Origin of the sequence: Propionivibrio sp. (assembly GCF_049316945.1) — a bacterium.
GTDB lineage: Bacteria > Pseudomonadota > Gammaproteobacteria > Burkholderiales > Rhodocyclaceae > Propionivibrio.
On sequence record NZ_JBMOJE010000026.1, the window covers coordinates 1 to 22,953 of the forward strand.

A 22,953-nucleotide genomic window follows, 5' to 3' on the forward strand; every position below is an offset into this window, starting at 1 on the left:
TACGCTGTAACTGGTTGATTAAGAAAGATGTTTTTTGTCGCTTGTTAAACTTCGGATAGGCTGGACTATCTCCCGCGCCGGACTTTGTCCCGCAGCACATGAAAACGCCTTTTTCGGGCATGCACATGCACTTCGCGGGACATAGGTGGATGCGCTACAAGCCCTTGAGGAAAGCGAGTAGCGGATCATCGGGCCGGTATCGGCCGGGTTTGCCCTCTGGTGGTTTCGTCTTGTCGAGAACGGCCTGCTTCATCGCCAAATCGGCATCCAGATAGATCAGCATGCCGCCCGATCCGCAGCAGGGGTCGTAGATGTCGTGCTTGAGTTCGGGCTTGATCAGCCGCACCATCATGCGCACGACCGAGCGCGGCGTATAGAACTCGCCACCTTTCTTGCCCGTCGAGTCGGCGAATTCGCCGATCAGGTATTCGTAGGCGGCGCCGAGGAGGTCGGGGAATTCGAAGTCTTCATTGCGTAGCCGGTACTTGCCGAAGTGGGTGATTAGTTGCTGCAGCTTGATGTCGGGAGTCTTGCTTTGGCCGATCTTGCGTGTGAAGTCGATGTGTTCGAGCACGTCGTAGAGGCTGATGTTTTCGCCTTCAATTCCCGCCAGCGCCTTGCTCAGCAGGTTGCCGACGTTGGCCTGGCGGGAGTTGTCGAGCAGGTAGGCGTAGCGCGATTGCTTGGGCACCCAGAAGTAGCCGTCGCGCTTGTACCAGCGGCTGTTTTTGGCCGACTGCTCGGCCTCGGCCTGACTTTTTCCGGCATCGAGTCCGAACTTGATGATTTCGTCGCGGCGTTGGTCGAAGACGTCTGAGCAGCGCTTGATGAACAGCATGCCAAAAATGTATTCCTTGAATTCGGAGGCGTCCATTTTTCCGCGCAGGATGTCGGCGGCTTTGAACAGGTGGCGTTCGAGTTGGGGCAGGGTCAGCGGCATGGCGTCTTCGGGGGAACGGTCTTGGCAGCGTAATCGCCAAGCCGCTTTTTTATTGACAGAGGTCGCATTCACGCGCAAGTCAGGCGGAATGTGTGGGCGATGGTCGTCAATCCGCGGTACGCTGGCATAAAAAAATCTGGGGAGCACAAGGCTCCCCAGATTTTTCATGACTTTATTAATTTCACCCTGATCGTTTTTTCACGACTATATTCTTACGTGACAACATTGTTTCAGCCGGCGAAGTTCTTCTCGGCGAAATCCCAGTTAGCGAGGTTATTCAGGACAGTTTCAACGAACTTCGGACGCAGATTGCGGTAGTCGATGTAGTAGGCATGTTCCCATACGTCAATACAGAGCAGTGCCTTGTCGCCAGTGGTCAGCGGGGTGCCGGCGGCGCCCATGTTGACGATGTCAACCGAACCATCGGATTTCTTGACCAGCCACGTCCAGCCGGAGCCGAAATTGCCGACGGCGGAGGTCTGGAAGGCTTTCTTGAATTCGTCCAAGGAGCCCCATTTCTTATTGATGGCATCGGCCAGCGCACCGTTCGGAGCGCCGCCACCATCGGGCTTGAGGCAGTTCCAGAAGAAGCTGTGATTCCAGACTTGTGCGGAGTTGTTGTAGATGCCGCCGGCTGGTGCCTTCTTGATGATGGCTTCGAGATCGAGGTTTTCGTACTCGGTACCCTTGATCAGGTTATTTAGATTGGTGACGTAGGCCTGATGGTGCTTTGCATGGTGGTATTCGAAGGTTTCCTTCGACATGTGGGGAGCCAGGGCATCCATGGCAAAAGGCAGTTGCGACAGTTGATGTTCCATAATTTATCCTTGAGTTGCTTGGCGTGAAAGTTGATGACACGCACGTTAGGTGGGTTGTTGTTTTTTCTGCGAGGGGTTTTGGCGTGTTTGATGGATCCGGTTATTTCGAAACAGAAGTAACGGTAGCATCCGCCCGACCGCTGTGAAAACAGACAGTGATCCGGTCGTTTGGTTCAAGCGACCGGCTGTCGCGAAGGATATTTCCCTCTTTGTCGCTGACAATGCTGTAGCCCCGCGCGAGGACGGCGTCCGGATTGAGGTGGGAGAGGCTGGAGGCAATGCGAGCGAGGTCGGCGGATTTTCCGTGCAGGTTTTCTTGCCATTCGCCATGCAGCTTTGCTGCCAGTGATTCAAGTCGTCGGGCGAGCCGACTGGTATCCGGGCGGGCGAGCAGAAGGCGGTGGGTCAGGCTGGCGAGCGCGTGGCGACCGCGGGTGCTGGCCTGTGTCAGGCCGCTGTCAAGGCGTCGCTGCAAATTGAGCAGGTTTTCGTGCTGTTGCGCCAGACGCTGTGCCGGGTGCTGCAAACGATGTGCCAGCCAGTCGAGGTGCTGACTGCGCTGATTGTGGCTTTGCCTGAACTGTCGGCACAGGGTGCGCCGACAATCGACAAGGCCGGCCATCAGAGCAGAACGTTCCGGAGCTGCCAGCTCAGCCGCGGCCGTTGGGGTGGGCGCGCGCTGATCAGCAACGAAATCGGCGATGGTGAAGTCGGTCTCGTGACCGACGCCCGTAATCACCGGGATCGAGCAGGTACGGATTGCCCGAGCCAGCTCTTCATCATTGAACGCCCACAGGTCTTCAAGGCTGCCACCGCCCCGGCAGACGATGAGTACGTCGCACTCTCGCCTTTCACTGGCGTTGCGGATGGCGCCGGCGATTTGCGCTGCGGAGCCCTCACCCTGTACTGGCGTCGGGTAGAGGACGATGCCGATGTGCGGTGCGCGACGATTGAGCGTAGTCAGAACATCTTTCAACGCGGCTGCCTGTGGCGAGCTGACGATCCCTATGCGGTGCGGATAGGCGGGCAGCGGCCGCTTGTCTGCACTGGAAAAAAGTCCCTCACGTTCAAGTTTTTCCTTGAGGCGGAGAAACTGTTCGTAAAGATTGCCGATACCTGCTTTGCGCGCGGCTTCGACATTGAGCTGGAAGTCGCCGCGTGCCTCATAAAGCGTGACCAGTACTCGCGCTTCGATGTGCTGGCCGTTCTCAAGGCGCCAGCCGAGAAGCTGGGCGCGGTTGCGGAACATGACGCAGCGCACCTGTGCAGCAGCATCCTTCATGGAGAAATAGACGTGGCCGGAAGCCGCGTAAGTCAGGTTGGAGATTTCTCCGGCGACCCAGCAAAGCGGGAAGGCGGATTCGAGTCGCTCCCGTGCAAGCCGGTTGAGCATGGAAACCGGGATGACGGGGGCTGATGGGGCAAGGCTTGCGCCGGGGCGGGTGCTTTCTGGCATGCGCCAATTCTACATCCATGTGAAATCATTCACACCCTGCGCCGGTTTCAGCCCGGAAGTGGTCTGAAACCCCTGCGGAATAAGGAAGGTTTTTTAACGTATTGATTTTTAATGATTAATTTTACCGCCTGTTTTTCCTGCATAGTGTAAAAAATCCTTTTGCCAACGGTACTTAGGGTGCACGATTGTCTTTTATCCACCCGGTTATCCACAGATTTTGTGGACAAGATTATTGATATTACTTTAGTGCAGGGCTTGCCGCTGGCGTCGGCACAGGCTAAAGTCCGTGGCTGAAGAAATCTTGAGGGGATAGCGTGTTTTCAATCATTCTGGCTGCCGGCTGGCCCATTTGGCCATTGCTGTTCGCGTCGATCATTGCCGTCGCACTGATCATCGAGCGTCTGGTGGCGTTGCGTCGTGCCAAGGTGTTGCCAAGCGGTTTGTTGCAGCGCGTGGTTGCCGAGTACCGGCAACACGGCGCCAGCGAGGCGATGCTGGCCAACCTTGAGGCGCAATCCCCGCTTGGCCGCGTGCTCTCTGCCGGCTTGCGCAATGTCGGCAGTTCGCGTGAAATCATGCGCGAGTCGATCGAGGAGACCGGTGGTGTGGTGGCGCACGAGCTTGAACGCTATCTCACGACACTGGGTACCATCGCCTCAATCAGCCCTCTGATGGGTTTGTTTGGCACCGTGGTCGGCATGATCGAAATTTTCGGTTCGCAGTCGCCGACCGGAACCAATCCGATGCAACTGGCGCACGGAATTTCGGTGGCGCTTTACAACACGGGTTTCGGCTTGATCATCGCCATTCCGGGAATGATTTTCTGGCGCCATTTCCGCGCGCTGGTCAATGGTTTTGTCATTGAAATGCAGCAGCAGGCCGTGCGTCTGGTCGAGATATTGCACGGCGAGCGCAAGGCTTGAGGATCGCGCGATGAATTTTCAACGCGGTCGTGACCATGATGTGCCCGAGATCAACCTGATCCCGCTGATTGACGTGCTGCTGGTGATCATCATTTTCCTGATGCTGACCACGACTTATGCCAAATTCTCAGGGCTGGAAATCAATCTGCCGACGGCCGATGCCAGCAAGCAGGCCGAGCAGCCGAATGAAGTCAGCGTAGCCGTGACGGCGACCGGTCAGGTGCTGGTCAACAAGGCACCACTGGCGGCGACCGATGTGAAGGCGATAAGCGAAGCATTGCGCCGTGCAGCAGGGGATGGCAAGGATCCGGTTATTGTCATCAATGCCGACGCCAAGGCAACGCATCAAAGCGTGGTCGATATCATGCAGGCGGCACAGGTTGCCGGCTATCCGCACATTTCCTTTGCCACGCAATCGCCCCGCTGATGGCTCACTGCTGCTGAATTGCTGATGAGCTGCTGATGAGTTTTTCCGGCATCGCATGGCGTTTGCCACGCTTGTGGTACCGGCCGCAACTGGCCGTTGCGCTCCTTCCACTGTTACCCCTTTCCTGGCTGTTTCGGCTGATCGTCTGGTTGCGGCATGGCCTGTATCGCTGTGGCGTGCTGCGCTCATTCTGTTTGCCGGTGCCAGTCATCGTGATTGGCAATCTGACCGTCGGTGGCAGTGGCAAGACCCCGCTTGTGCTCTGGCTGGTTGAACGCTTGCGTGAACAGGGCTGGACGCCGGGGATCATCAGTCGGGGCTATGGCGGTGCGGTCGACGGCGTGCAGTCGGTTGGGCTGGATTCTGCTTCTTCGCTGGTCGGTGACGAGCCGCTGCTGCTGGCGCGGCGCGGCCAGGCTCCGGTTTTTATCAGCCGTGATCGTGTGGCCGCCGGACAGGCCTTGCTGACCGCTCATCCTGAATGCAATGTCATCATTTCTGACGACGGGTTGCAGCATTACCGCTTGCGGCGCACGGTCGAAATTGCCGTGTTTGACGGCCGTGGCGCGGGAAACGCTCAACTGTTGCCGGCGGGGCCCCTTCGTGAGCCGCTCCAGCGTTTATCGGCGGCAACGGCGGTGGTGTGGAACGCGGCTTCCGAAGCACAATTACAGCAGGCCAGCGCTACGCTCGCCTTGCCGCAGTTCGCGATGCGTCTGGACGGTCAGCGTTTCCATGCTCTGACGGATGCCCGGCAACGCTGTAATGCCGAAGATCTGAATGGCAAACGCTTGTACGCGATGGCCGGTATTGGCGATCCTTCACGCTTCTTTGCGCAGCTTGAGGCCTTGGGACTCAAGTTTGAGGCGCATCCGTTCCCCGATCATCACGATTACAGCGCTGCAGACCTCGCATTCGCGCACGATGGTGTGCTGCTGATGACCGAGAAAGACGCGGTAAAATGCGCGGCTTTGACTACCCGCGAAGCATGGGTGCTTCCGGTCGATGCGCAAATTGTTGCCGCAGCCGATGGCATGTCATTGCTTCAGACCATACTGGAGAAACTCGATGATCCACGCAGCGACAGTGGTAACCGCCGTTTGGCCCGGTAAACCGTATCCCCTGGGCGCTACCTGGGACGGGGGAGGGGTCAATTTCGCCTTGTTTTCCGAGCATGCCGACAAGGTTGAGTTGTGCCTATTCGATGCCAGCGGACGGCATGAGCAACAACGCATCGAGTTAGGCGAACAGACCGATCAAATCTGGCACGCCTATCTGCCCGGAGTTCGCCCGGGCCAGCTCTACGGTTACCGGGTTTACGGTCCTTACCGGCCGGAGCAGGGGCATCGGTTCAATCCGCACAAGTTGCTGCTGGACCCCTACGCCAAAGCCATCGTCGGCGCCGTCGAGTGGAGCGACGCTCAATTCGGCTACCGTATCGGCAGCCCCCAGGCGGACTTGAGCTTCAGCCGCCGCGACAGTGCGCCGGGCATGCTCAAGTGCCAGGTGATCGATCCGGGTTTTGACTGGGAAGGGGATAGGCGCCCAAACGTTCCCTGGCATAAAACCATCATCTATGAACTGCACGTCAAGGGCTTCACCCAACTGCATCCTGGAGTTCCACCGGAATTGCGCGGTACCTATGCCGGGCTGAGTGCCGGGCCGGTCATCGACCACCTCAAGCGCCTGGGCGTTACCGCGGTGGAATTGCTGCCGATGCACACCTTCGTCGACGACCGGCATCTGCTGGAGAATGGGCTGAAAAATTACTGGGGCTACAATTCGATCGGTTATTTCGCCCCCGATCCACGCTATAGCGCCAGTGGCCATCTCAACGAATTCAAGCACCTGGTCAAGACGCTGCACGCCGCCGGCATCGAAGTCATCATGGATGTGGTCTACAACCACACGGCCGAAGGCAATCACCTGGGTCCGACGCTGTGCTTCCGGGGTATCGACAATGCCGCCTACTATCGCCTGGTGGAGAGTGATCCCCGCTACTACATGGATTACACCGGTTGCGGCAATACCTTGAACATGATGCATCCGCGGGTATTGCAACTGATCATGGATAGCCTGCGTTACTGGGTGATCGAGATGCACGTGGATGGTTTCCGCTTCGATCTGGCTGCGGCCCTGGCGCGGGAACTGCACGAAGTCGATCAACTCGGCGCATTCATGGACATCATTCACCAGGATCCGATATTGTCCCAGGTGAAACTGATTGCCGAGCCCTGGGATCTGGGGGAGGGCGGTTATCAGGTGGGTAACTTTCCGGTCGGCTGGGCCGAGTGGAATGGCAAGTACCGGGATGTGGTGCGCGATTACTGGCGCGGCGAAGGGGGGCTGATGGGCCAACTGGCCTACCGCCTGACCGGTTCCAGCGACCTGTACCAGCGCAGCGGTCGCCGGCCCTATGCCAGCATCAATTTCATTACGGCACACGACGGTTTTACGCTATACGATCTGGTCAGTTATAACGAAAAACATAATGCGGCCAATCTGGAAAACAACCGTGACGGCGACTCGCATAACCGCAGTTGGAACTGCGGCGAGGAAGGCGATACGACCAATCCGGAGGTGCTGCAGTTGCGTCAGCGGCAGCGGCGCAATCTACTGGCGACGTTGATGTTATCGCAAGGCGTGCCGATGCTGCTGGCCGGCGATGAAATGGGCCGCACCCAGCGCGGCAACAACAATGCCTATTGTCAGGATAACGAACTGAGCTGGGTTAACTGGGATCTGGCATGGCTACAGGACAACCATGAGCTGTTCGAATTTACCCGTCGCCTGATCGAGTTGCGCAACAAGCATCCGGCGCTACGCCGGCAGCATTTCTTTCAGGGCCAGCGCATCCGTGGCGCGGGCGTCAGGGATATCATCTGGCTGCATCCCGCCGGAAACGAGATCAGCGATGATGACTGGGACCATCATTTTTCGCGCTGCTTCGGCTTGTACCTGGTCGGCGAGGCTCTTGAAGAACAGGATGAGCACGGTCAATCAATCAAGGATGATGATCTGCTGCTGTTGTTGAATGCCCATCACGAGGCCATCAGTTTCACCCTGCCGTGGAAAGGGAACTGCGAACTGGTGCTGGATACCGCCCTGGCCGGGGGCGGCAACGGCCAGCCGCCCATCGACCAGTCCTATTTGTTGCAGGGCGGTTCGCTGGCGCTGCTGACCCAGCGGCGGGAGGCTGGCCGAGTGGCGGTGCCGCTCCTGCGGCGGCGTTATTTCATGCCCTTCGGCGCCCAGGTGCTGGAAGGTGGCCGGATCAGTTTTCGACTGTGGGCGCCAGTGGCGGAGCGGGTGTTCGTGTTGCTGGAAGAAGCGGGTGGCGGCGCCATCACCCTGCCGATGGCGTGCAGGGAAGCTGGCTGGCACGAATTGACCACCGACCGGGCCAAGGTGGGCGACTTCTACCGCTACCGGATCGATGGCGTGGGCGATGTTCCCGATCCGGCTTCCCGTTACAATCCCCACGGGGTGCACGGTCCCAGCCAGGTGCTGGAGCCAGGTCAGTTCGTCTGGAATGACCGCAACTGGCGGGGCCGGCCCTGGGAAGAAGCGGTTATCTATCAACTGCATGTCGGCGCTTTCACCCCGCAGGGCACCTTTGCAGCGCTCAGGGAACGGCTGGACTATCTGGTGGGACTGGGCGTGACCGCCATTCAACTGCTGCCGGTCGGCGCCTTTGCCGGGGCGCACAACTGGGGTTGCGACGGCGTGCTGCCATTTGCGCCCGCCGCCAGCTATGGCCATCCGGACGAACTGAAAGATCTGATTCAGAGCGCCCATCATAAGGGACTGATGGTCCTGCTGGATCTGGCCTGTCACAACTTCGGTCCCGAGGGTAATTATCTGTCCGCTTACGCCCCGGCGTTCTTCGCGAAACCCGGGGCCGGCCAGGCTGCCAGCCGTATCGATATAACGCTTGCGGTGGTCCGCGAGTTCGTTATCCACAATGCACTGTACTGGCTGGAGGAGTTCCACCTGGACGGCCTGCGCCTGGATTCGTCGCTGCTCCAGGAGCATGCCGGAAAGGCAGATTTATTGCTGGAACTGGCCGGTGCCGTTCACGGGGGGCCTGGCAAATACCGGCATTGCCATCTGCTGTTGGGCTATGATCGACTGGCCGCACCTTATCTGCATTGGGAAAATCATGGCGATCCACGCCGTTACGAAGCCGTCTGGAATGATGCCGCCCAGCACGCCATGCAGGAGGTGCTGATCGGCACCAAGGAAGGCGTAGGCTGCAACGTTCGGCCGCTCGAACAGTTGGGCGCTTGCTTGAGCAAGGGGTTTCCCGTAGACGGGCCAGATTCACTGCTGCCGACGGCTTTTGTAACCTTCCTGCAGGATTATGCCAAAATCGGTAACCGGGCTCTGGGTGAGCGGCTCCACCAGTTGGTGTCGCCGCGCCCCCTGGGGGCCATGGTGGCTACCTCTCTGCTGGCGCCCATGCCGCCTGCGTTGTTCATGGGCGAGGAGTTCGCTGCCGCGCAGCCGTTCTTGTATTTTTGTGATTTCAACCCGGACTCGGTCAATAACATCGCCCAGGATCGGCGCAAGTCCTTCGCCCATCTTCAGGAGTTTCGTACGCCCCGCGCCCGGGAAGCGATCCCCGACCCCACGGATCGGGTCACATTTCAGCGCTGCAAACTGGACTGGAATAGCGTGAACCACGCACCGCATGCGGACTGGCTGTCTTTCTATCGTCGCCTGCTGGCGGTACGCCACCGGGAAATTTCGCCCCGCTTGGCCGGGATGCATGAAGAAGCGGTACGCTACACCTTGCTTGGCGAGCGGGGCTTATCGATCCAGTGGCACCTGGGGGATGGCTCGGTGTTAACCCTGCTGGCCAATTACGGTGAGGTTCCGCTGGAAGGGCTGCAACGTCCGGAAGGTGCGGTCCTCTGGGCCGAGCCGGGCGACGCGGACCATGCGCTGAATCAAGGCTGGCTGCCGCCGTGGTCGGTGGTGTGGTTGCTGCACGCGGCCGCCTGAAGTTTGTCAGAACAGTCTGGGCCGGGTGGGTAAAGGCCGCGCAGCGCCGTGCTCAGCCTGTCATCGAAGGTATCGGCTATACTGCCCATCGTTGCCATTCACAGCCCTGAACTGCTCCATGGCTGCATGGGGCGGCAGCCGATTGCTGGATAGCGATATGCCGTCGTTTTTTCATTGCCTGCCAGTAACATTTACCACTGAGAGAATTCGAAATGGACGCTCGCTTGCTTGATATCCTGGTCTGCCCGATCTGCAAAGCCAATCTCGAATACCGCAAGGCCGAGTTGGAACTGGTCTGCAAGCCCTGCAAACTGGCTTTCCCGGTGCGTGACGACATTCCGGTCATGCTTGAGGAAGAAGCTCGCCAGCTTGATGCGGAGGAAGCCTGAATTCCAGGTGATGGCATGAATTTCAAGGTCGTCATTCCCGCCCGCTATGCTTCAACCCGCTTGCCGGCCAAGCCGCTGCTCGATCTTGGCGGAAAGCCGATGGTTGCCAGGGTGGCCGAGCGCGCTATGCTTTCAGGTGCCGAAGAAGTCTGGGTAGCGACCGACCATGCCGACATAATGGCGGCTGCCGTTCAGCACGGCTTGTCGGTGCTATTGACGCGTACTGATCATCCGAGTGGAACGGATCGCCTGGCTGAAGTGGTGGAGCAACGGGGCTGGGACGATGAGACCATCGTGGTCAATGTACAGGGCGATGAGCCGCTGATCGATCCGGCACTGATTGCACAGACGGCACGCCAACTGGCTGAGAGCGGGGCGGATATCGCCACCGTGGCGCATCCGATCGACAACGCCGCCGATTTCTTCAATCCGAATGTTGTCAAGGTGGTTTGCAAGTCAGACGGCGATGCCTTGTATTTTTCCCGCGCACCGATTCCTTATGCGCGCGACCACTTTGCCGGTGCGGCGGGAAAACAAATGTTGCCGCATGGGATGCCGGCGTACCGGCACATCGGGCTTTATGCCTACCGAGCACGTTTTTTGCGCGCTTATGCTTGTTTGATACCATCGCCGCTTGAGCACTTCGAGGCGCTGGAACAGTTACGCGCTCTGTGGCATGGTTTCCGGATCAGCGTGGTGATTTCAGATCATCTGCCGATGGCGGGCGTAGATACCGAGGAAGATGCTTTTAGCATGCAAGATTACTTCCGAAAGATATGAAAATGTTTGACCGTTCGAGCAAATAAAGGTATTTTTCAAAAGTTTGGATACGGTAGTTGCGCATCAACGTGCCGTGCCAGTGGTATATATTCATAATTCTGTTTGATTTTCTCGGGGTTGAAAGGCAATGAGACTTATTTTGCTGGGCGCACCAGGTGCCGGTAAAGGTACGCAAGCGCAATTCATCCGTGAAAAATACGGTATTCCACAGATTTCCACCGGCGATATGCTGCGGGCAGCGATAAAGGCCGGAACATCACTCGGAATTGAAGCAAAAAAAGTGATGGATGCCGGTTGCCTGGTGTCCGACGACATCATCATCGGGCTGGTCAAGGAAAGACTGCTGCAGGATGACTGCAAGGCTGGCTACCTGTTTGACGGCTTTCCGCGTACGATTCCCCAGGCAGAGGCGATGAGGTCTGCCGGTGTGGGTCTGGATTTCGTGCTGGAGATCGAAGTCGCCGATTCTGAAATCGTTGAGCGCATGAGCGGTCGCCGTGTGCATCCGGCTTCAGGTCGAAGCTACCACGTCAAGTTCAATCCGCCAAAAGTTGAGGGGAAGGACGATGTGACTGGCGAAGCCTTGATACAGCGTGACGACGACAAGGAAGAAACAGTTAAAATGCGGCTCCAGATTTATCATTCGCAGACCAAACCATTGGTCGAGTTCTACAGCAAGTGGTTCTCTACGGGCGATGCCGCGGCACCCAAGTGTCGCAAGATTGCCGGCGTAGGGAGTATCGATCAAATCAAGCAGGCTGCCTTTGAGGCATTGAACTAATATCAGCAGCAGGGATCAACATTTACCTCATTTCGTCGGCTAAAATGTTGCATCTTTGCATGTGTTGCACCTCCCAATAGAGGAGGTAAGTATAGGTTTATTGAAGATGGTTGAGTGATCCGGCACCCGAGGAGTCTCCCAAAGGGCCTGAGTAATCTTGATAGGGGGTATTCATGTCGGCAGGTCTTGTATTTGCGCTCGTATGCGCGGTGGTCGCGGTACTTTATGGTGCTGTAATGACCAGGTGGATTCTTTCGTTGCCGGCCGGCAACGATCGAATGCAGGAAATCGCCAAGGCGATTCAGGTCGGAGCTTCCGCCTACCTGAACAAGCAATACACGACGATTGCTGTCGTTGGCGTTGTCCTTGCTGTTTTCATTGCTGTTTTCCTGGGCAAGTTGATGGCCATCGGTTTTGTCATCGGCGCCGTGCTCTCCGGAGCCACCGGCTTCATCGGCATGAACGTATCGGTCCGTGCCAATGTCCGTACGGCCGAAGCGGCGCGTAGTGGTATTGCTGCGGCGCTTGACGTGGCTTTCAAGGGCGGTGCAATTACCGGCATGCTGGTCGTCGGTCTTGGTCTGCTCGGTGTGGCGGGCTACTACGCCTACCTGCGTGGCGGCGGTGCCGATTTTCAGCACGCGGTCGAGCCGCTGGTCGGGCTGGCTTTCGGCGGATCGCTGATTTCCATCTTTGCGCGACTTGGCGGCGGCATTTTCACCAAGGGTGCTGACGTCGGCGCCGACCTGGTGGGCAAGGTCGAAGCCGGTATTCCCGAGGATGATCCTCGCAACCCGGCGGTTATCGCCGACAACGTCGGCGACAACGTCGGTGACTGCGCCGGCATGGCGGCTGACCTTTTCGAAACCTACGCCGTAACAGTCGTGGCAACCATGGTGCTCGGTGCCATGATGCTCAAGGGTGTCGCCAATCCCAACGATAACCTGATCATCTATCCGCTGGTTCTTGGTGGCGTATCGATCATCGCTTCGATTGTCGGCTGCTCCTTTGTCAAAGCCAATGATGGCGGCAAGATCATGAACGCCCTCTACCGTGGTCTGGCAGTAGCCGGCGTACTCGCGCTGCTCGCTTTCTACCCGATAACGACCTGGATGCTGGGTAACGGGATCACGTTGGCCGACGGCAAACTGATCAGTTCGCTGAGTATTTTTGGTGCGGCGACGGTTGGTCTGGTGTTGACCGGTTTGCTGGTGTGGATAACCGAGTACTACACGGGTACTGATTTCGCCCCGGTAAGACACGTGGCGGAAGCTTCAACTACCGGTCACGGAACCAACATCATCGCTGGTCTGGGTGTGTCCATGAAGGCGACGGCGCTGCCCGTGCTTTCCGTCTGTCTGGCTATCTACATCACTTTTGCCTTGGCGGGCCTGTACGGTATCGCCATTGCCGCGACCTCAATGTTGTCCATGACCGGCATCATCGTCGCTCTTGACGCTTACGGACCGATTACCGATAACGCGGGTGGTATCGCGGAAATGGCCGGTTTGCCGCAGGAAGTTCGTGACGTGACCGACCCGCTTGACGCCGTGGGTAATACGACCAAGGCCGTGACCAAGGGTTACGCAATCGGCTCGGCAGGTCTGGCGGCGCTGGTTCTCTTCGCCGACTACACGCATGCGCTCGAGGCCAGGCTCAACTACGTCATGTCGTTTGATCTGTCAGATCACATGGTTATCATCGGTCTCTTCATTGGCGGTTTGATCCCCTACCTGTTCAGTGCCATGGCCATGGAAGCGGTCGGGCGTGCGGCTGGTGCGGTGGTCGTTGAAGTGCGTCGTCAGTTCAAGGAAATTCCGGGCATCATGGATGGTACGGCCAAGCCGGATTACTCGCGTGCGGTTGGTATGCTGACCACGGCGGCAATCAAGGAAATGATCGTTCCGTCACTCCTGCCGGTGCTCGTGCCGGTGGTTGTTGGCTTGCTGCTGGGGCCGAAGGCGCTCGGTGGCTTGTTGATGGGGACCATCATCACCGGCCTGTTTGTCGCCATTTCCATGACCACCGGCGGTGGTGCGTGGGATAACGCCAAGAAGTACATTGAAGACGGCCATTTCGGCGGCAAAGGTTCAGAAGCACACAAAGCCTCGGTGACCGGCGATACCGTCGGCGACCCGTACAAGGACACGGCTGGTCCGGCTGTCAATCCGCTGATCAAGATCATCAACATCGTGGCACTGATGATCGTGCCGATTCTTCCGCTGGTTTCCTGATTCTTCAGGCAACTTAAACGAAAACGGGGCAGCCTTTGGCTGCCCCGTTTGCTTTGGTTTCGCTGTTATATTGCGATATCAGGATTCAACGCATAAAGCCCGGTCAGGCTGGCCTGATCAAGAATGTGGCCTTGCATCGCTTCGCGCAACTGGTGGCCAGTGAACTTGCCATCAAGCGGCAACTTGCTGACGTCCAGAGCGAAGACGGTGAATTCGTAGCGGTGGCGAATCTCGTCGTTCCAGGGCGGACAGGGGCCGTCGTAACCGTAGTAGTCGCCGCGCATGTCGTTGTCGCCGGCAAACCAACTGGTGTAGTCGTTGATTCCCTGACGCGCGTCGTGGGGCGCCGAAGGGCCGGGTTTGCCGCGCGGCGTGATGTCGTCCGAGAACTCGCCCTGCCTGATTTCAAAGAGCGTGGGTGGCAGATCGATCAGCAACCAGTGAAAAAAATCGACGCGCGGCAATGACGCCGGAACGCTGTGTCCCTCCTTGTTTACATCGTCGCCCTTGCTTGGCACATCCGGGTCATGAACGATGATGGCGAATGATTTGGTCGCTGCTGGCGCCTCGCTCCACTGCAGGTGCGGGTTGAGGTTTTTGCCCAGGCATACGTGATGATCCGCATCGGGAATGCAGAAGGCGAAGTCGCCCGGAATTTTTTGTCCATCGCTGAAGCTGCTGCTGGTCAGTTTCATTTTTTACTCCTCCATGTTGATCATTCTGCTGCTCGTCGTTTGAAATCGCCCAAACGGAAACCGGTTACCCATAGGGTGGCGAAATAGACGGCTACGCCTACGATAACAATGACCGACAAGCGCAGCAGACGTTCCGTCAAGTTCCAGCGTATCCAGTCGGCTGCATCGCCGCCGGCAAACCACAGGGCGACGCCCATGACCAGCAGGGCAACGCCGAGTTTGGCGTAGAACATCGGCCAGCCGGGCTGTGGCGTGTAGATCCCGTGCCGGCGCAGGCCGCGATAAAGCAGGGTGGCATTCAGGCAGGCGGCCAGCCCGATGGACAGCGCCAGTCCGGCATGCTTGAGCCAGCCGATCAGCGCAAGGTTGAGCAGTTGCGTGACGAAGAGGGTGACGAGTGCGATCTTGACCGGTGTGCGCACGTTCTGCCGGGCATAAAAGCCCGGAGCCAGCACTTTTACCAGAATCAGTCCAAGCAGTCCGATGCTATAGGCGACCAGCGCATCGCGTGTCATGAACACATCGTTAGCGCTGAAGGCGCCGTGGTGGAAGAGGGTGGCGATCAGCGGTACCGCGAGGATAGCCAGGGCCAAGGCCGCCGGGGCCGCCAGCAGCAGGGTCAGGCGCAGTCCCCAGTCGAGCAGCTTCGAGTAGTCGTCGAGCTTTTCGCCGGCGTGGTATTTGGCCAGCGAGGGCAGCAGGATGGTGCCCAGCGCTGCGCCGAGCATGCCGGAGGGGAACTCCATCAGGCGGTCGGCATAGTAAAGCCAGGAGACGCTACCGGTACCGAGGAAGGAAGCGAAGATGGTATTGATCAGCAGGCTGACCTGTGCCACCGAGACGCCGAGTACGGCCGGCGCCATCAGTTTGAGGATGCGGCGCACCCCGGCGTCCTTCCAGTCAAGCGAAAAACGCGGCAGCATGTTGATGCGCTTCAGGTGGGGTAGCTGGAAAGCCAGTTGCAATGCACCACCGACGAAAACCGCCCAGCCGAGAACCATCACCGGTGGTTCGAACCACGGGGCGGCAAACAGCGCCATGCAGATAAACGACAGATTGAGTAATACGGGGGTGAAGGCCGGCACCGCAAATCGGCTCCAGGTGTTGAGTACTCCACCGGAGAGTGCGACCAGGGACATGAACAGAATGTAGGGAAAGGTAAGGCGTGTCAGTTCGACCGTCAGAGCGAACTTGCTGGTGTCTGCAGCAAATCCTGGCGCGGAGATGTAGACAATGAGTGGTGCCGCCGCCATGCCGATCAGGGTGACGGCTACCAGAACGAGAAAAAGCAGGGTGGCAACGTGGTCGACGAGTCGTTTGGCCTCTGCTTCCCCGAGTTTGTTCTTGTATTCGCCGAGAATCGGGACAAAGGCTTGCGAGAATGCACCTTCGGCAAACAGGCGGCGCAGCAGATTAGGCAGTTTGAAGGCGACGAAGAAAGCGTCGGTCAGCATTCCGGCGCCGAAGAGTCGGGCGATAACGAAATCACGCACGAAACCAAGAATGCGCGATAAGAGTGTCATGCCACTGACCGTAGCGAGAGCTTTAAGCAGATTCATCCGGTGTTTTCTGGGCTTCTGGCGAAAGCCGCCATCTTAGCCGCTTACGAACGCCTGCGTAACTTCGCCGATCAGGAGTTAGTACCGGGTGTTGCGCATTTCTCCGATGTCCTCTCGAACTTCGGGTTTGCGCTGGTCGCCCTGTGGGGCGGGTGGCAATTGGCTACGGCCAGGCAGCACCCGGGGATAGCCAATGGCTGGGCCGGCTACCGACTGTTTCTGATCGGACTGTTCCTCACCGCGATCGGCCCGTCCTGATTCCGCTCTGGCAGTGGATTTACCAGATGCCGCGCAGCGAACGTTGGGCCTTTGGCGGGGCTCTGCTACTCTATGTCATTGCCAAGTTCGCCGAACTGAATGACCACCAGATTGCTGCCCTGCTTGGCGCTCCGGCCGGACAAACGCTCAAGCATCTGCTGGCCACCGGGGCGACGGCCGGTATCGTTGGTTGTCTGGTGCGCGGTCCGGGCACCCTGCCTGGCGGGCGATCAGTGATCAAACGTATTCTTCAATAACAAATTCAGGGAGTGATCATGTTCAAAGCCATTTTGCGCATCATTTTCAAAGCGCTGTTCCGCGTTGAGGTGAACGGCGATCCGGGTACCTTCATCAATCCGCGCACGCTGATCGTGGCCAACCACGAGTCGTTCATCGATGGCCTGTTGCTCGGCCTGATGATGCCGGTGCACGCCGTCTTCGTGGTGCATACGCAGATTGCCAGCCGTCCGCTGTTCTCCCTGATGCTGCGCTTTGTTCCGCACCTGGCAGTCGATTCAGCCAGCCCGCTGGCGATGAAGCAGATCGTCAAACTGGTGGAAACCGGACAGCCGGTGGTGATTTTTCCGGAAGGGCGGATCACCAAGACCGGTTCGCTGATGAAGGTCTATGACGGTGCCGCCTTCGTCGCCGCCAAGACGGGAGCGACCATCATCCCGGTGCGCATCGACGGTGCCGCGCGCAGCTACTTCGGCCGTCTGGCCGGGGTCTATCCGCGCAAGCTGTTTCCCAAGGTAACGATCTCCATCCAGCCGCGCCGCCACATTCCGATGCCCGACCTGCCGAGCGCCAAGCAACGCCGCCGCCGTGCCGGCGAACTGCTGCGCCAGATCCTGCTCGACATGCTGGTGGCCACGCGTCCGCAACGGACGCTGTTCGAAGCCTTTCTCGACGGCATGGCCACTTTCGGCGCCAACTACAAGCTGGTTGAAGACATTCGCCTGCAGGAAGAATCCTACGGCTCGCTGCTCAAGATGGCGCTTGGCATGATGCGGCTGATGTCCCGCCTCACCGCCCCCGGCGAAGTGGTCGGTGTGCTGACGCCCAATGCCGCGCCGACCCTTGGCCTGGTGCTCGCCCTGTCGGCCGGCAAGCGCGTGCCGGCGCTGCTCAACTACACGGCGGGTGCGGATGGCCTGCGCGCCGCCTGCACCGCCGCCAACATCAAGACGATCATCGCCTCCCGAACCTTCCTGGAGAAAGCGCGGCTGACGCCACTGGTCGAACAGCTACCCGGCATCCGCGTCCATTACCTCGAAGACCTCAAGTCGACCATAGGCCTCGGCGACAAGCTGTGGGTGCTCTGGCATCTTGTTTTCCCCAGGAGCGCGGCGCTTGCGCAGGTGCCGGACGATCCGGCGATCGTTCTTTTCACCTCCGGCTCGGAGGGCAAACCGAAAGGCGTTGTTCACTCGCACACCTCGGTTCTCTCGAATGTCGCCCAGGTGCGCGCGGTGGCGGATTTCACCCCGCTCGACAAATTCATGATGGCGCTGCCGCTCTTCCATTCCTTCGGCCTGACCTGCGGCGTGCTGCTGCCCCTGGTTTCCGGCTGCAAGGTCTTCCTCTACCCGAGCCCGCTGCATTACCGGATCATTCCCGAGATCGTCTATGACCGCGACTGCACCGTGCTGTTCGGGACCTCGACCTTTCTCGGCAACTACGGCAAGTACGCGCATCCTTACGATTTCGGACGCTTGCGCTATGTGGTGGCCGGTGCCGAGAAACTCTCGGAAGACGTGCGCAAGCTGTGGATCGAGAAGTTCGGCATCCGCATTCTGGAGGGCTACGGCGTCACCGAATGCGCGCCGGTGGTCGCTGTGAATGTGCCGATGGCCTGCCGCATCGGCAGCGTCGGGCAACTGCTGCCGGGCATGGAATACGAACTCGAACCGGTTCCCGGCATCGACCACGGCGGTGCCCTGCATGTGAAAGGGCCGAACGTGATGAAGGGCTATTTCCTCTTCGATCAGCCCGGCGTGATTCAGGCGCCGGAGTCGAAAGGCGCCGGCTGGTATTCGACCGGCGACATCGTTGAACGCGACGATGACGGCTTCCTGCACATTCGCGGCCGCCTGAAACGTTTTGCCAAGATTGCCGGTGAAATGGTGTCGCTTGAAGTTGTCGAAAAAATCGCGACAATTGCTGCGCCCGGCTTTGTCCATGCCGCCTCGACGCGACCCGATGCCGCAAAAGGCGAAGCCCTGGTGCTGTTCACAACCGCCCCGGATCTGCTGCGCGAACAGTTGCTCGCCGCCGCCCGAACCGCCGGATCGCCTGAACTCTCCGTGCCCCGCGTGATCAGGCAGGTCGAAGCGATTCCGCTGCTCGGCTCCGGCAAGACCGACTACGTGACGTTGCAGCGGATGGCCGAGGTGACCGCCAGCGAAGTCGCGAACGCCTGAACCGGCCGAACCAATCTCCTCCAGGAAAATGGCCCACAGGTTTCTAAGGGGTTTTCCGTCGCATCATTTCTGCGGCCATGGCGGTGAACTGTTCCTCGACCTCATGCTGGATGAAGGGGCCGCCAAAGGTTCGGGCAATGCCTGAATCAGGAACGATCTCGGCATGGTAGCGAAGCAGTGTGCGCTGCCCTTTTTGCGTCAGTTCAAGCTCGCTTTCAAAGCGCTTTGCATTGCCGGCGATCTGACGGGCAAGAATCCGCTTCATCGGCTCCATCCGGATTTCCCTTTCTGACGCAAATGAATAGGAAAAGATTCCATACCTCGCACTTCCCTCCTGCAGCACAAACACGATGTTGTCTTTGCGCCGGATGATCTTGCTTGATGTCAGGTTGCTCAGAATGCCGGCCATGTTGTCGAAGTCAGTGAGAACCTCCCAGGCCATACGCAAAGGCGCCTGGACATCGATCGTTGCTTCTACGACAAAGGCTTCCCCGATTTTCTCGATGTTGACCACAATCTCTGGCTCGACAGCGAATGCTGCACCACTCATGATCATCAGGAAACAGGCCGCAATGCGGGGCAGATTCAGCATGGCCGAGTCAATGTTTATCCCGGTGCGATATTTCAATCACCCGGGCCCGCTGTGCAAGTTCCTCAACCAGCGCGACGGCGGCGGCACGGTTGGTGGCATCGAGGTTGGCATCCCACTCGTCAAGCAAATAAACCGGATAGTCGGTGTTGGCGACGATCTCGCGCAACACCTGCAGTTGCCGTTCGCCCGACGAGTAGCCTTTCTTCTGTGCCGCTTCTTCGGCGGCCCGTATTTCTTCAGCATCGTCGGAATCGGCCTCGTTTTCTACCGTTGCCGCGGGTAATGTCTTGCCGGAGTTGAACGCGAAAGCCAGCCGATCCTGAGTTGGCCAGTAGTAGGCCTTGCCGCGCAGTTGCGCCTTGAGTGCGGCCAGTAGCGTCGATTTGCCGCTGCCGTTGCCGCCGCGCACCGTAATCAGTCCGCTTTGTCCTGCCAGCGCGTGCTGCACGGCGTCGGCCAGCGAGGTACAGCTTCGTTCGTGTTCACCCTCCTTGAGCAAGATGCGGCCGAAACCGATACGCCCGATAAAGCCGGCATCAGGCAGCGGTCGCAAGTGTTCGCAGACACCCTTGATGCGCGTCCATACCGCCAGCAGGTCGGTGAGCCCCGCCGTCAATTGGTGCATGTCCAGCGTCATCTCGATCTGTCTGGGCAGCGTGGCGGCCAGGGCGATCAGCAGCACGGTATCGCCGACATCCTGAATGGCGATCCAGGCCGTGGTCGATAACACCAGTACTAGCGCAATCAAGCCGCTGACCGCGCTCCAGCCTTCACGCAGCAGGATGGCGCGAATCTGCGCAGCCAGCGCCTCGGTCAGGCGCTGCCGGAAATCCCGGTGCCAGAAGGCGAAGTTGTAGCGGTTGCCGCTGAAGATGTTGTCCCAGGCGTTATAGGTGCGGGCCGTCATGCGGTTGGTCATGCGCTGGTTGTGCAGGTAGGCCTCCGCCAGCGGCTTGCGCAGGAACCATTGCAAGGTCGCAAGAATGATGAAGGCGGCAGCAAAGGCCATCGGCAAACCGGCGTCGATTTCCATCCCGAGTACCAGCGAGTTGAACAACAACTGGAAGAACAGGCGCAGATGAAACTGCAAGGTGTAGATCAGCTCGAAGCAGACGTGGAAGGTTTCACTGGTGAGAAAGGGCTCGGTCTGTTCGCGGGCACTGGTGTCGCCCAGCAAGGCCGTCTGGTAGCGGTTCTGGCGGGCGAAGTGCAGCATGTAGCGCGAGTAGGCGCCGAAACCGGCGCGCTCGGCGAAGATCCAGCTCACCGCACCGGCGAGATAAGAGACCGTTTGCGCAACGACGATCCAGCCGAAGTGGCCCGCCGAGATGTTGTCTTCGGTGATGTCGCGGGCAATCTTGATTACCAGCCAGGTTGTCGCTGCCCCGCAGAATTCCTGCACCAGAATCATCGCCAGCATGGCGAACATCGCCGAGCCGATCAGGAAACGGAAAAAATCGCGGGGACGGAAAGCGGTGGGCAGTGCGAAAGTCATCAAAGCCTGCATTCAGAAGGATTCAGGCATTGTGTCAAATGCCCGATGAGATAACAAAAAAGCAGACTCGCGCCTGCTTTCTTGTCGTTCGCGAAACAGGCTGAGCCTGCCCGGGATCAGCTTAGGAAGCTTTTTTCTTGCCCTTGCCTTTTTTCTTTGCGGCCATGGTGAGGACTCCAGTAGAGATTATCGAAAGAAACACAGCGATCAAGTCGCGAAGAGAAGTGTATGCAAACGACGGTAAGGATGGAATCAAGAATTTGTAAGAATTTGTAATCCGCCTCATGTATCAGAAATTGAACCTGGCCGCTTTGATCTCAAAATAAATAACCTGATTTCGGGAATCGTTCCTGTTATCCGCATGTCGATTGTTTTGAGCTTGACCCGGTTGTCCGGATTGCCACTGGGCACGCTGCGAATGGCCACTGGCCAAGGGTTCGGCCTCTGTTTAAACCGCTACAGGAGGATTCATGGACGCGCGAACAAGAGTGTTTTTGGCGACGGTCACACTTTCGGCCTGCGCTATGGCGCAAGCCGATGTGGCCGTTGAGATGAATGCGGTTGACGATAAAGGTGTCGGCCAGTCGGTAGGGCAGGTGGTGGTCAGCGAAAGTACCTATGGCCTTGTTTTTACGCCATCGCTGACCGGTCTTTCGCCGGGCCTGCACGGTTTTCATGTGCATGAGAACTCGAGTTGCCAGGCCAGGGAAATGAATGGCAAGGTGGTTCCCGCCCTGGCGGCTGGCGGGCACTATGACCCGGCCGCGACCAAGCGGCATGGCTCGCCCTGGGGTGACGGGCATCTCGGCGATTTGCCGGCGCTTTATGTCGATGCCACGGGGACAGCCACCAATCCGGTGCTGGCGCCGAGGCTGAAGATGGCCGATATCAAGGGTCGTTCGCTGATGGTTCATGCCGGTGGCGACAATCACGCCGATCATCCGGCGCCGCTGGGTGGTGGCGGTGTGCGCGTTGTTTGCGGTGTCATTCCGTAGTGCCAGGAGGCACTGAACAACCTGCAAGTTTCATCCGCCTCCGCCAAGGACGGAGCGATTTCCGAAGTTTCCTACATGTGGCCGCGTCCCGGACAGACCGATCCTGTAGCGAAGGTTGTTTACGTAACCAAGATAGGCGACCAGGTGTGTGCGGTCGGCTATTACAAGTAGAGACTTTTTTGAAGTGCCTGTCAGGCACTTGCCAGCGTCGCAAGACTAGCCCCACGGCAGTGGGGTTTTTCTTGGCTGCTGCCCTGTAATGCACGTCAATAGGCGATCCCGGAGAGGCATGCCGTGCAAGCCACATGGCTATTGGCGTGCACGGCACTATACTTGTAGACGACCATTTCATGCGCCTTCCAGACCATGCCGTTGCATAACTTTAGCGCGGGCCCCAAGGCATGACAGGGACGGTCGAGATGCTGTTGGCCGGTGCGCCGTCGATCAGCTTGCGGCTGATGGCCAGATAAACCAGGGTGCGGTTGGCTTCATCCCATAGTCGGATGACGCGGGTTTCCTTGAAGAAAATCGAGGTATCCTCGGTGAATACCGTGGCTTCCTTGGGCAGTTTGTCGGGCAAGGTAATCGGGCCGGTCTGCCGGCAGGCCAGCGAGAATTGCGACGGATCTTGCGCCAGTCCGAAGCTGCCGCTGACCCCGCCGGTCCGGGCCTGGCTGACGTGGCAGGTAACGCCCGGCACCTTCGGGTCGGCAAACGATTCGACGCAGACCTTGTGGTTGGCGCCGATCAGCTTCCATTCGGTGGTGACGCAGCCGATCTTCTCGGCCAGGGCGGGTGTGGAGAGCAGGGTGAGAGCGAGGAGCAGAGTGGGTTTCTTGTGCATGGAAAGAGCTCCGGTAGGCAAGTTGCGAGTGACGAAAAGACAAGGTAAAGACTCACCACCAAGTCGACCGTAGGAAGTGCAGAGCCACCAAGGGCACCAAGTTTCACCAAGAAAGACAGGAAGTTAACTTCAGGGTAAATTTGTTCAACAATCCGCCGTCATTCCGGGCTTGACCCGGAATCCAGTTCGTTGATCAAATAGGTCTTTTAACATCTTGATCAGATGGACGAATCTGGATACCGGCCTTCGCCGGTATGACGCCGGATGGGTTAGAACAAATTTACCCTGCCTTGGTGGCTCTGCACTTCCTGCGGTCGACTTGGTGGTGAAGCATTTG

General features: G+C 58.5%; 20 protein-coding genes. 12 read left to right on the plus strand and 8 right to left on the minus strand.

The window, feature by feature from the left end; all coding sequences use genetic code 11:
• Nucleotides 1-154: 154 nt before the first annotated feature.
• The 3 genes from ACOYNV_RS08175 to xseA all read right to left on the minus strand — a co-directional run bounded on the left by ACOYNV_RS08175 (nt 155) and on the right by xseA (nt 3,214).
• Nucleotides 155-940: a type I restriction-modification system subunit M gene (locus ACOYNV_RS08175; protein WP_422899269.1), complete on the minus strand. Its 786-nt coding sequence runs from the start codon at nt 938-940 to the stop codon at nt 155-157.
• Between the two features lie 230 nt (nt 941-1,170).
• Nucleotides 1,171-1,758 (minus strand): superoxide dismutase, encoded by a 588-nt coding sequence (locus tag ACOYNV_RS08180; protein WP_422899270.1) that lies wholly within the window; start codon nt 1,756-1,758, stop codon nt 1,171-1,173.
• Between the two features lie 100 nt (nt 1,759-1,858).
• Entirely contained in the window at nt 1,859-3,214 is a 1,356-nt protein-coding gene (gene xseA, locus ACOYNV_RS08185) for an exodeoxyribonuclease VII large subunit (RefSeq protein ID WP_422899271.1), read from the minus strand.
• A 314-nt stretch (nt 3,215-3,528) separates the two neighbouring features.
• Here xseA and ACOYNV_RS08190 point away from each other — a divergent pair, with 314 nt between their 5' ends.
• The 8 genes from ACOYNV_RS08190 (at nt 3,529) to ACOYNV_RS08225 (ending at nt 13,755) form a co-directional block, all read left to right on the plus strand.
• Complete coding sequence (locus tag ACOYNV_RS08190; protein WP_422899272.1) at nt 3,529-4,137, plus strand: MotA/TolQ/ExbB proton channel family protein; 609 nt, start codon at nt 3,529-3,531, stop codon at nt 4,135-4,137.
• A 10-nt stretch (nt 4,138-4,147) separates the two neighbouring features.
• The gene (locus ACOYNV_RS08195) at nt 4,148-4,564 is read left to right on the plus strand and encodes an ExbD/TolR family protein (RefSeq protein WP_422899273.1); all 417 of its coding nucleotides are present in this window, start codon (nt 4,148-4,150) and stop codon (nt 4,562-4,564) included.
• Nucleotides 4,565-4,599: 35 nt separating this feature from the next.
• Nucleotides 4,600-5,676, plus strand: a complete 1,077-nt coding sequence (lpxK, locus tag ACOYNV_RS08200; protein WP_422899274.1) for a tetraacyldisaccharide 4'-kinase — start codon at nt 4,600-4,602, stop codon at nt 5,674-5,676.
• Nucleotides 5,633-9,571, plus strand: coding sequence for a glycogen debranching protein GlgX (glgX, locus tag ACOYNV_RS08205; RefSeq protein ID WP_422899275.1), 3,939 nt, complete (start codon nt 5,633-5,635; stop codon nt 9,569-9,571). The genes lpxK and glgX overlap by 44 nt, the downstream gene beginning before the upstream one ends.
• Before the next feature lie 212 nt (nt 9,572-9,783).
• Nucleotides 9,784-9,960 carry a Trm112 family protein gene (locus ACOYNV_RS08210; protein WP_422899276.1) on the plus strand — a complete coding sequence of 59 codons (177 nt, stop codon included), beginning with the start codon at nt 9,784-9,786 and terminating at the stop codon, nt 9,958-9,960.
• A gap of 15 nt (nt 9,961-9,975) precedes the next feature.
• Nucleotides 9,976-10,740: a 3-deoxy-manno-octulosonate cytidylyltransferase gene (gene kdsB / locus ACOYNV_RS08215; protein WP_422899277.1), complete on the plus strand. Its 765-nt coding sequence runs from the start codon at nt 9,976-9,978 to the stop codon at nt 10,738-10,740.
• A gap of 127 nt (nt 10,741-10,867) precedes the next feature.
• On the plus strand, nt 10,868-11,521 hold the full coding sequence (adk, locus tag ACOYNV_RS08220) for an adenylate kinase (RefSeq protein ID WP_422899278.1): 654 nt from the start codon (nt 10,868-10,870) through the stop codon (nt 11,519-11,521).
• 173 nt (nt 11,522-11,694) lie between these two features.
• Nucleotides 11,695-13,755 carry a sodium-translocating pyrophosphatase gene (locus ACOYNV_RS08225; RefSeq protein WP_422899279.1) on the plus strand — a complete coding sequence of 687 codons (2,061 nt, stop codon included), beginning with the start codon at nt 11,695-11,697 and terminating at the stop codon, nt 13,753-13,755.
• A 65-nt stretch (nt 13,756-13,820) separates the two neighbouring features.
• Here the strand turns inward: ACOYNV_RS08225 and ACOYNV_RS08230 are convergent, their stop codons facing one another.
• Together ACOYNV_RS08230 and murJ are read right to left on the minus strand one after the other, a co-directional pair.
• Nucleotides 13,821-14,450, minus strand: coding sequence for a YbhB/YbcL family Raf kinase inhibitor-like protein (locus ACOYNV_RS08230; protein WP_422899280.1), 630 nt, complete (start codon nt 14,448-14,450; stop codon nt 13,821-13,823).
• A gap of 20 nt (nt 14,451-14,470) precedes the next feature.
• Nucleotides 14,471-16,009: a murein biosynthesis integral membrane protein MurJ gene (gene murJ, locus ACOYNV_RS08235; protein WP_422899281.1), complete on the minus strand. Its 1,539-nt coding sequence runs from the start codon at nt 16,007-16,009 to the stop codon at nt 14,471-14,473.
• 3 nt (nt 16,010-16,012) lie between these two features.
• Here murJ and ACOYNV_RS08240 point away from each other — a divergent pair, with 3 nt between their 5' ends.
• From ACOYNV_RS08240 to aas, 3 genes are read left to right on the plus strand one after another with little or no spacing between them, the layout of a single operon-like run.
• Nucleotides 16,013-16,267, plus strand: coding sequence for a hypothetical protein (locus tag ACOYNV_RS08240; RefSeq protein ID WP_422899282.1), 255 nt, complete (start codon nt 16,013-16,015; stop codon nt 16,265-16,267).
• Between the two features lie 26 nt (nt 16,268-16,293).
• Nucleotides 16,294-16,524, plus strand: coding sequence for a hypothetical protein (locus tag ACOYNV_RS08245; RefSeq protein ID WP_422899283.1), 231 nt, complete (start codon nt 16,294-16,296; stop codon nt 16,522-16,524).
• 18 nt (nt 16,525-16,542) lie between these two features.
• Entirely contained in the window at nt 16,543-18,690 is a 2,148-nt protein-coding gene (gene aas / locus ACOYNV_RS08250) for a bifunctional acyl-ACP--phospholipid O-acyltransferase/long-chain-fatty-acid--ACP ligase (RefSeq protein WP_422899284.1), read from the plus strand.
• Between the two features lie 43 nt (nt 18,691-18,733).
• Here aas and ACOYNV_RS08255 read toward each other — a convergent pair whose 3' ends face one another.
• On the minus strand, nt 18,734-19,282 hold the full coding sequence (locus tag ACOYNV_RS08255) for an SRPBCC family protein (protein WP_422899285.1): 549 nt from the start codon (nt 19,280-19,282) through the stop codon (nt 18,734-18,736).
• Between the two features lie 7 nt (nt 19,283-19,289).
• A complete protein-coding gene (locus ACOYNV_RS08260; protein ID WP_422899286.1) occupies nt 19,290-20,777 on the minus strand; it encodes an ABC transporter ATP-binding protein in 1,488 nt (495 codons plus the stop codon).
• 470 nt (nt 20,778-21,247) lie between these two features.
• On the opposite strand from ACOYNV_RS08260, the gene sodC reads away from it, so the two are divergent.
• Complete coding sequence (gene sodC / locus ACOYNV_RS08265; protein ID WP_422899287.1) at nt 21,248-21,772, plus strand: superoxide dismutase [Cu-Zn] SodC; 525 nt, start codon at nt 21,248-21,250, stop codon at nt 21,770-21,772.
• Between the two features lie 382 nt (nt 21,773-22,154).
• Here the strand turns inward: sodC and ACOYNV_RS08270 are convergent, their stop codons facing one another.
• The gene (locus ACOYNV_RS08270) at nt 22,155-22,616 is read right to left on the minus strand and encodes a CreA family protein (RefSeq protein WP_422899288.1); all 462 of its coding nucleotides are present in this window, start codon (nt 22,614-22,616) and stop codon (nt 22,155-22,157) included.
• Nucleotides 22,617-22,953 lie beyond the last annotated feature (337 nt).

What these genes read in the sequence shown, in the direction of transcription:
- ACOYNV_RS08225 (WP_422899279.1), top strand. Translation starts at nt 11,695, where the DNA reads ATGTCGGCAGGTCTTGTATTTGCGCTCGTATGCGCGGTGGTCGCGGTA.
- xseA (WP_422899271.1), bottom strand. Translation starts at nt 3,214, where the DNA reads ATGCCAGAAAGCACCCGCCCCGGCGCAAGCCTTGCCCCATCAGCCCCC.
- sodC (WP_422899287.1), top strand. Translation starts at nt 21,248, where the DNA reads ATGGACGCGCGAACAAGAGTGTTTTTGGCGACGGTCACACTTTCGGCC.
- kdsB (WP_422899277.1), top strand. Translation starts at nt 9,976, where the DNA reads ATGAATTTCAAGGTCGTCATTCCCGCCCGCTATGCTTCAACCCGCTTG.
- ACOYNV_RS08270 (WP_422899288.1), bottom strand. Translation starts at nt 22,616, where the DNA reads ATGCACAAGAAACCCACTCTGCTCCTCGCTCTCACCCTGCTCTCCACA.
- ACOYNV_RS08230 (WP_422899280.1), bottom strand. Translation starts at nt 14,450, where the DNA reads ATGAAACTGACCAGCAGCAGCTTCAGCGATGGACAAAAAATTCCGGGC.
- ACOYNV_RS08175 (WP_422899269.1), bottom strand. Translation starts at nt 940, where the DNA reads ATGCCGCTGACCCTGCCCCAACTCGAACGCCACCTGTTCAAAGCCGCC.
- ACOYNV_RS08255 (WP_422899285.1), bottom strand. Translation starts at nt 19,282, where the DNA reads ATGCTGAATCTGCCCCGCATTGCGGCCTGTTTCCTGATGATCATGAGT.
- ACOYNV_RS08180 (WP_422899270.1), bottom strand. Translation starts at nt 1,758, where the DNA reads ATGGAACATCAACTGTCGCAACTGCCTTTTGCCATGGATGCCCTGGCT.
- aas (WP_422899284.1), top strand. Translation starts at nt 16,543, where the DNA reads ATGTTCAAAGCCATTTTGCGCATCATTTTCAAAGCGCTGTTCCGCGTT.
- lpxK (WP_422899274.1), top strand. Translation starts at nt 4,600, where the DNA reads ATGAGTTTTTCCGGCATCGCATGGCGTTTGCCACGCTTGTGGTACCGG.
- adk (WP_422899278.1), top strand. Translation starts at nt 10,868, where the DNA reads ATGAGACTTATTTTGCTGGGCGCACCAGGTGCCGGTAAAGGTACGCAA.
- ACOYNV_RS08195 (WP_422899273.1), top strand. Translation starts at nt 4,148, where the DNA reads ATGAATTTTCAACGCGGTCGTGACCATGATGTGCCCGAGATCAACCTG.
- ACOYNV_RS08245 (WP_422899283.1), top strand. Translation starts at nt 16,294, where the DNA reads ATGCCGCGCAGCGAACGTTGGGCCTTTGGCGGGGCTCTGCTACTCTAT.
- glgX (WP_422899275.1), top strand. Translation starts at nt 5,633, where the DNA reads ATGATCCACGCAGCGACAGTGGTAACCGCCGTTTGGCCCGGTAAACCG.
- murJ (WP_422899281.1), bottom strand. Translation starts at nt 16,009, where the DNA reads ATGAATCTGCTTAAAGCTCTCGCTACGGTCAGTGGCATGACACTCTTA.
- ACOYNV_RS08210 (WP_422899276.1), top strand. Translation starts at nt 9,784, where the DNA reads ATGGACGCTCGCTTGCTTGATATCCTGGTCTGCCCGATCTGCAAAGCC.
- ACOYNV_RS08260 (WP_422899286.1), bottom strand. Translation starts at nt 20,777, where the DNA reads ATGACTTTCGCACTGCCCACCGCTTTCCGTCCCCGCGATTTTTTCCGT.